The organism is Kocuria sp. CCUG 69068, from assembly GCF_020833785.1.
Taxonomy (GTDB): Bacteria; Actinomycetota; Actinomycetes; order Actinomycetales; family Micrococcaceae; genus Kocuria; species Kocuria rosea.
In genome coordinates, this window is the sequence record NZ_PDDL01000041.1 from 21,510 (window position 1) to 28,576 (window position 7,067).

Consider the following 7,067-nt stretch of genomic DNA (forward strand, 5'->3'; position numbering starts at 1 on the left):
CCCGTCAGGCGAGCAGCCGCCGCACCACGGCGTCGCCGAGGAGCCGGCCCCGCAGGGTCAGCACCAGCGAGCCGCGCAGCGCCGCCGCGGGCTCCACCAGCCCGTCGGCGATCAGCCCGGCCACCGCGGTCCGCCCGCCGCCGGCCAGGGCGGTCGTGGGCAGGCCGTCGCGGATCCTGGCCTCCAGCATCACCCGCTCGAGGTGGCGGGTGTCCGCGTCGAGGATCTCGCGCCCGGCCGCCGGCGACTGCCCGGCGCGCACCCGGTTCGTGTAGGGCACGGGGTGCTTGAGGTTCCACCAGCGCGTCCCGCCCACGTGCGAGTGCGCCCCGGGCCCGATCCCCCACCAGTCCTGGTTGCGCCAGTAGGCGAGGTTGTGCCGGCTGCGGTGGGCACCGGCGTCCGCGCCCTCGGCGGGCCGGGCCCAGTTGCTCACCTCGTACCACTCGAAGCCGGCCTCGGCGAGGACCCGGTCCGCGAGCTCGTACTTGTCGGCCTGGTCGTCCTCGTCGATCGGCGGGACCTCCCCGCGCCGCATCCGCGCCGCGAGCTTCGTGCCGTGCTCGATGATCAGCGAGTACGCGGAGACGTGGTCGGGCTCGTAGCCCACCGCCGTGCGCACCGAGTGCTCCCAGTCGGCCAGGGACTCCCCCGGGGTGCCGTAGATGAGGTCCACGCTGACGCCCAGGCCGGCCTCGCGCGCCCACCGCACGGCCCGCGGCACGTTGTCCGGGTCGTGCGTGCGGTCCAGGACGGCGAGCACGTGCGGGACGGCCGACTGCATCCCGAAGGACACCCGGGTCACCCCCGCCGCCGCGAGCACCGCGAGGGACTCCGGCGTCACGGAGTCCGGGTTGGCCTCGGTGGTCACCTCCGCGCCCGCCGCGAGCCCGAAGCTCTCCGCGGCCTGCGCCAGGACCGCGGCGAGGTCCTCGGCGGGCAGCAGCGTGGGGGTGCCGCCGCCGAAGAACACGCTGTGCAGCGGGCGGGGGGCCACCCCGGAGTCCTCCAGCACCCGGCGCGCCCAGCGGACCTCCGCCGCGGCGTCCCCGGCGTAGGCGTCCTGGGACACCCCCGCCCCGAGCTCCACGGCCGTGTAGGTGTTGAAGTCGCAGTAGCCGCACCGGACCGCGCAGAACGGCACGTGCACGTAGAGGCTGAGCGTGCGGTCGGCGGAGCCCACCGCGGCGGAGGGCGGCAGCAGTCCGTCGAGCGGGCCCGGCAGGCCCTCCGGCTGGGCGGGGGCCACTACTTCTTCTTGTCCTTCGCCCCGGACTCGTCGGAGGACAGCGCCGCGACGAACGCCTCCTGGGGGACCTCCACCCGGCCGACCATCTTCATCCGCTTCTTGCCCTCCTTCTGCTTCTCGAGCAGCTTGCGCTTGCGCGAGATGTCGCCGCCGTAGCACTTGGAGAGCACGTCCTTGCGGATCGCCCGGATGTTCTCGCGGGCGATCACCCGGGAGCCGATGGCCGCCTGGATGGGCACCTCGAACTGCTGCCGCGGGATGAGCTCGCGCAGCTTGCCGGTCATCATCACCCCGTAGGCGTACGCCTTGTCCCGGTGGGTGATCGCGCTGAAGGCGTCCACCGGCTCGCCCTGCAGGAGGATGTCGACCTTCACGAGGTCCGCGGCCTCCTCGCCCTCGGCCTTCCAGTCCAGGGACGCGTAGCCCTTGGTGCGGGACTTGAGCTGGTCGAAGAAGTCGAAGACGATCTCGGCCAGGGGCAGCCGGTAGCGCAGCTCCACCCGGTCCTCGGAGAGGTAGTCCATGCCCTTGAGCTGACCGCGCTTGGACTGGCACAGCTCCATGATCGCGCCGATGAACTCGGACGGGGCCAGCACCGTCGCGGCCACCATGGGCTCGCGGATCTCGGCGATCTTGCCCTCGGGGAACTCGGAGGGGTTCGTGACCGCGCGCTCGGTGCGGTCCTCGAGGGTGACGTTGTAGCTCACGGAGGGCGCCGTGGAGATCAGGTCCAGGTTGAACTCGCGCTCGAGGCGCTCCCGGACGATCTCGAGGTGGAGCAGGCCCAGGAACCCGCACCGGAAGCCGAAGCCCAGGGCCGCGGAGTTCTCGGGCTCGTAGACCAGGGCGGCGTCGTTGAGCTGGAGCTTGTCCAGGGCGTCGCGCAGGACCGGGTAGTCGGAGCCGTCGATGGGGAACAGCCCCGAGAAGACCATCGGCTTGGGGTCCTCGTAGCCGCCCAGGTTCTCGGCCGCCGGCCGCTGGTGGTTGGTCACGGTGTCCCCCACCCGGGACTGGCGCACGTCCTTGACCCCGGTGATGAGGTAGCCCACCTCGCCCACGCCGAGCCCCTCCGTGGGCTTCGGCTCGGGCGAGATGACCCCGATCTCCAGCAGCTCGTGCTGCGCGCCGGTGGACATCATCCGGATCCGCTCCCGCGGGGTCAGCTTGCCGTCGACCACGCGGATGTAGGTGACCACGCCGCGGTAGGTGTCGTAGACGGAGTCGAAGATCATGGCCCGCGAGGGCGCGTCCGCGTCCCCCTGCGGGGCGGGGACCAGCTCCACGATCCGGTCGAGCAGCGCCTCGACGCCCTCACCGGTCTTCCCGGAGACCCGCAGCACGTCCTCGGGGTCCACGCCGATGAGGTTGCCGAGCTCCTGGGCGTACTTCTCCGGCTGGGCCGCGGGCAGGTCGATCTTGTTCAGCACCGGGATGATCGTGAGGTCGTTCTCCATGGCCAGGTACAGGTTCGCCAGGGTCTGCGCCTCGATGCCCTGCGCGGCGTCCACCAGCAGCAGCGCGCCCTCGCAGGCGGCCAGGGACCGGGAGACCTCGTAGGTGAAGTCCACGTGGCCCGGGGTGTCGATCATGTTCAGCGCGTAGTCCGTGCCCCCCACGTTCCAGGGCATCCGCACCGCCTGGGACTTGATGGTGATCCCGCGCTCGCGCTCGATGTCCATCCGGTCCAGGTACTGGGCCTTCATCTCCCGCGTGGTGACCACGCCGGTGGCCTGCAGCATCCGGTCCGCGAGCGTGGACTTCCCGTGGTCGATGTGGGCGATGATGCAGAAGTTTCGGAGGATCGACGGGTCGGTCGAGGCGGGAACCGGGGCATTGACGGCCAGCGGTGACACGGGCGGTCCTTTCTCCGGGAGAACGTCGCTTCCGGCAGGTCCTGGGGCTACCGGCGGGTGGACCGCGCCGGGGATTCAACTGTCCAGTTTCCCACGTTCGGTCATGGAGAGCCATTTCGGCCCGCGGGGGCCCCGGCCGCGCCGGAGGGCCCCTGGCTAGAGTGGTCGCATGAAGCTCAACCTCGGCACCCTGACCCGGCTCGCCGCCCGCGCCGTGGACGCCTACCAGCGCTCCGGGCGGCGCCGCCCGGAGCCCTCCCGGCCGGGCCGGCGCACCGCCTCGCCGTCCGCGCGGCCCCGGCCCACCGTGCCGTCCCGGGCCGGCGACGGCCTCCCCGCGGGGCTCTCGCGCCCCTACCCCGGGGACTGGACGGGTCCGGTGCGGCCCGTCTACCGGCCGCTGTCCGACGGCGAGGCCGATCCCGGCGAGATCGTGTGGACCTGGGTGCCCTTCGAGGAGGACCACCGCCGCGGCAAGGACCGGCCCGTGCTGGTCGTGGACCGGGCCGGGGACCACCTGCTGTGCCTGATGCTCACCTCCCGGGACCGCAGCAATGGACTGGCGCAGGACCCGGACTACGTGGACGTCGGGACGGGGCCGTGGGACCCGCGGGGCCGGCCGTCCGAGGTCAAGCTCGACCGCGTGGTCCAGGTGCTGCCCGCCGACGTCCGGCGCGAGGGCGCGGTCCTGCCCGAGCCCCTCTTCGACCGGGTGGCCGGGCGGCTCCACCGCCTGCGCGGCTGAGCCGGCGGCTCAGGACCGCCCGTGTCGGCGCCGCCCGGCGGCGGGGCGCGGTCTGCTAGACTTTTCTGCTGTGTGTCCGCGCTGGTCGTCGGGCACTGCAGGACGGTCGCCACACGGGCGTCCCCACTCCCACTCAGTCACATGGCTGTCCTGTTTGCCCTCACTGACCGAATTCCGCACCCATCGCCAAGGAGTTATACGTGGCCAACATCAAGTCCCAGAAGAAGCGCAACCTCACCAACGAGAAGTCGCGCCTGCGCAACAACGCGTACAAGTCCGAGCTGAAGACGCTGGTCCGCCGCGTCGACGAGGCCGTCGGCGCCTCCGACAAGGAGACCGCCCAGGACGCCCTGCGCGTCGTCTCCCGCAAGCTCGACAAGGCCGTCAGCAAGGGCGTCCTGCACAAGAACAACGCGGCCAACAAGAAGTCCGGCCTGGCCAAGCTGGTCGCCAAGATCTGATCCCGGTTCCCCGCGAACCGCGCCCGCCGCTCCGGCGGGCCGCACGGAGGCCCCGTCCCGCTCAGGGACGGGGCCTCCGTCGTCCCCGGGCCCGTCCGGCCCGGGGACCGCCGCTCAGCGGCGGCCGGACAGGGCGATGGTCGTGATCGCCCGCTCCACCGCGTAGGCGGGGTCCCGCCCCTCGCCCTTGACCTGGGCGTCGGCCTCGGCCAGCGCCCGCAGCGCCCGCACGAGGTCCTCCTCGGAGAAGCGCCGGGACTCCTCCTGCGCCCGCTCCACCATCCACGGGGCCGCCCCGATCCGCTGGGCGAGCTGACCCGCGCCGCCGCGGGTCCCGTGCACCTGGGCGATCGTGCGCAGCTTCGCGGCCAGCGCCCCGACCATCGGGACGGGGTCCACCCCGGTGTCGAGGGCCTGGCGCCACAGCTTGAGGGCGCTCTCGGCGCGTCCGGCCAGCGCGGCGTCCGCGACCTTGAACGCGGTGGCCTCCACGCGCCCGCCGTAGTACTTCTCCACGTCGTCGAAGCTGATGCTCTCGGGCCCGTCGGACAGCAGCTGGGCGCACGCGGCGGCCAGCTCGGCCGTGCTGCTGCCCACGGCGGCGGCGAGCGCGCGGGCGGCGTCGGGGTCGATGCGGCGCCGGTGGGTGCGGAACTCGGTGACGATGAAGTCGGTCTTGTCGCGGTCGTTCTTGAGGGGCTTGCACTCCACGACGGCGGCGCCGGCGGCCTTGAGGGCGTCGAGGAGCTTCTTGCCGCGGTTGCCGCCGCTGTGCTCCCAGAGCACGACGACGTCCGGGTCGGGGGCCTGGACGTAGGCGAGGCCGTCGGCGAGGCAGTCGTCGTTCATGGCGGCGAGGTTGCTGACGTGGATGAGCTTCGCGTCGTCGAACAGGGAGGGGCTGGCGAGCGCGGCGAGCTGTCCGGGGGCGTAGGCGGCGCCGTCGACGGTGGAGAGCTCGACGGGGCCGCGCCGGTCCTTGAGGGCGGTGCGGACGCGGTCGCGGGCGCGGGCGGCGAGGTAGTCCTCGGGGCCGGTGAGCAGGATGAGCGGGGTGGGCTCGACGTCGCGCCAGGTGGGTCCGGCGGTGGGTGCGGGGCGCCTCGGTGGGGTCATGGCCGCGTCCTCCTGTGGTGGCGGCCGGACGGGGCCGCCTGCTGGGTGGGGTGGTCTCCAGCTTCCCACGTCCGGGCGACATGTGGTGGCGTGGTCCCGGGTGGTGGGGTCATGATCGTGGCATGCGGAGGGGTCGCGGGGAACGGGTGGCCGGGCGGGTGCTGACGGGGGCCGCCGTCGTGTTCCTGGTGGCGTGGGCGTGGCCCATCCTGGATCCGGGGCTGGAGCCGCGGCTCGTGCTGGCGTGCCGGGTGGTGCTGGGCGGGGTGTGGGCGCTGTTCGTCGGGGACTACGTGGTGCGCCTGGTGCGGGCCGGGGACCGGCGGGAGTTCGTCTCCCGCCATCTGCTGGACCTGCTGGTGCTGGTCTTCCCGGTGCTCCGGCAGCTGGAGCTGGTGCGGCTGGTCGCCCTGGTGCTCGTCGTCAACCGGCGGGCCTCGGCGGACCTGCGGGGGCGGGTGGCCGTGCACCTGGCCGGCGGGGCGCTGCTGCTGGGCGTGGTCGGCTCGCTGGCCGTGCTGGACGCCGAGCGGGGCGCTCCCGGGGCGGGCATCACGAGCTTCGGGGACGCCGCCTGGTGGACGGTCACGACCATGAGCACGGTGGGCTACGGGGACCTGTACCCGGTCACCGTGCTGGGCCGGGGTGTGGCGGTGGTCCTGATGCTGGGCGGTGTGGGGGTGCTGGGTCTGGTCACGGCTCTGCTGGCCTCCTGGCTGGTGGAGGCGGTGGCCGCCCGCGGGGGCCGTGACCCGGCCGCGGAGGTCGCGGCGCTGCGGGCGCAGGTGGCGGAGCTGACCGAGCAGGTGCGCCGGCGGGAGGAGCGCGGGCCGGGTCCCCCGGACCGGGGGGCGGGGGGCGAGGACCCGCCGGGGCCCGGGACGGTGGTCCGGGGGCCGGCGGACTAAGGCTCGGCGGGGACGGCACGGATTCGGCCCCCCTCGCGCAGGATATAGGCGCTGCCGTGCTCGTCCGTGCGCACGAGGGGGATCCCCCGGGTGCGCAGGTGGTCGAGGATCCGGGGGTGGGGGTGGCCGTAGTCGTTGTCCCGGCCGGCGGAGACGACGGCCAGCCGGGGTCCGGCCGCGTCGATGACGGCGGTGCCGCCGTTGCGGGCGCCGTGGTGGGAGACCTTGAGCACGTCGACGTCGACGAGCGGCCCGGCGGTGCGCAGGAGGGCGCGTGCGCCCTCCTCCTCGAGGTCCCCGGTGAGCAGCCAGGAGGTGGACCCGCCGTCCTCGCCGGTGAGCTCGGCACGCAGCACGAGGGAGGCGTTGTTCTCGTCGGCGGAGGACGGGTCGCTCCAGCGCCCCGGCGCGGTCGGTGCCGGGGCGAGGACGGTCAGGCGCAGTCCGCCCAGCGTCCGGGTCTCCCCCGGGGCCGGCCGGCGGGCCGGGGCGCCGGGCAGCGCGTCGGTCAGCCCGTCCGGCGGTGCCGCGGCCGCCGTGGCGTACCAGACCTCGCCGATCCGCCCGTGCCGGGCGAGGGCGGGCAGGCCTCCGGTGTGGTCGGCGTGGGCGTGGCTGAGGACCACGAGGTCCAGGTGCTCCACCCCGCTGCGCCGCAGGCACCGTGCCAGGGCCTGCGGGTCGGGGCCGGTGTCCACGACGACGGCACGGCCCGGTGCGGTGCGCAGGAGG

General features: G+C 74.0%; 7 protein-coding genes. 3 read left to right on the forward strand and 4 right to left on the reverse strand.

All coding sequences use genetic code 11. From position 1 onward, the window contains the following. Positions 1–4: 4 nt before the first annotated feature. Both hemW and lepA read right to left on the reverse strand, forming a co-directional pair. Positions 5–1,249, reverse strand: coding sequence for a radical SAM family heme chaperone HemW (hemW, locus tag CRM73_RS09780; protein ID WP_109244397.1), 1,245 nt, complete (start codon positions 1,247–1,249; stop codon positions 5–7). Continuing rightward, entirely contained in the window at positions 1,249–3,105 is a 1,857-nt protein-coding gene (gene lepA / locus CRM73_RS09785) for a translation elongation factor 4 (protein ID WP_035928464.1), read from the reverse strand. The genes hemW and lepA overlap by 1 nt, the downstream gene beginning before the upstream one ends. A gap of 169 nt (positions 3,106–3,274) precedes the next feature. On the opposite strand from lepA, the gene CRM73_RS09790 reads away from it, so the two are divergent. Both CRM73_RS09790 and rpsT read left to right on the forward strand, forming a co-directional pair. Beyond that, positions 3,275–3,850 carry a type II toxin-antitoxin system PemK/MazF family toxin gene (locus tag CRM73_RS09790; RefSeq protein ID WP_176338199.1) on the forward strand — a complete coding sequence of 192 codons (576 nt, stop codon included), beginning with the start codon at positions 3,275–3,277 and terminating at the stop codon, positions 3,848–3,850. 200 nt (positions 3,851–4,050) lie between these two features. Next, positions 4,051–4,311, forward strand: coding sequence for a 30S ribosomal protein S20 (gene rpsT / locus CRM73_RS09795; RefSeq protein WP_017833968.1), 261 nt, complete (start codon positions 4,051–4,053; stop codon positions 4,309–4,311). A gap of 114 nt (positions 4,312–4,425) precedes the next feature. Here the strand turns inward: rpsT and holA are convergent, their stop codons facing one another. Next, entirely contained in the window at positions 4,426–5,427 is a 1,002-nt protein-coding gene (gene holA / locus CRM73_RS09800) for a DNA polymerase III subunit delta (protein ID WP_229587538.1), read from the reverse strand. 122 nt (positions 5,428–5,549) lie between these two features. On the opposite strand from holA, the gene CRM73_RS09805 reads away from it, so the two are divergent. Next, positions 5,550–6,335: a potassium channel family protein gene (locus CRM73_RS09805; protein ID WP_229587539.1), complete on the forward strand. Its 786-nt coding sequence runs from the start codon at positions 5,550–5,552 to the stop codon at positions 6,333–6,335. Here the strand turns inward: CRM73_RS09805 and CRM73_RS09810 are convergent. Then, the coding region (locus CRM73_RS09810; protein ID WP_229587540.1) for an MBL fold metallo-hydrolase at positions 6,332–7,067 on the reverse strand (736 nt) is incomplete at its 5' end. The genes CRM73_RS09805 and CRM73_RS09810 overlap by 4 nt on opposite strands.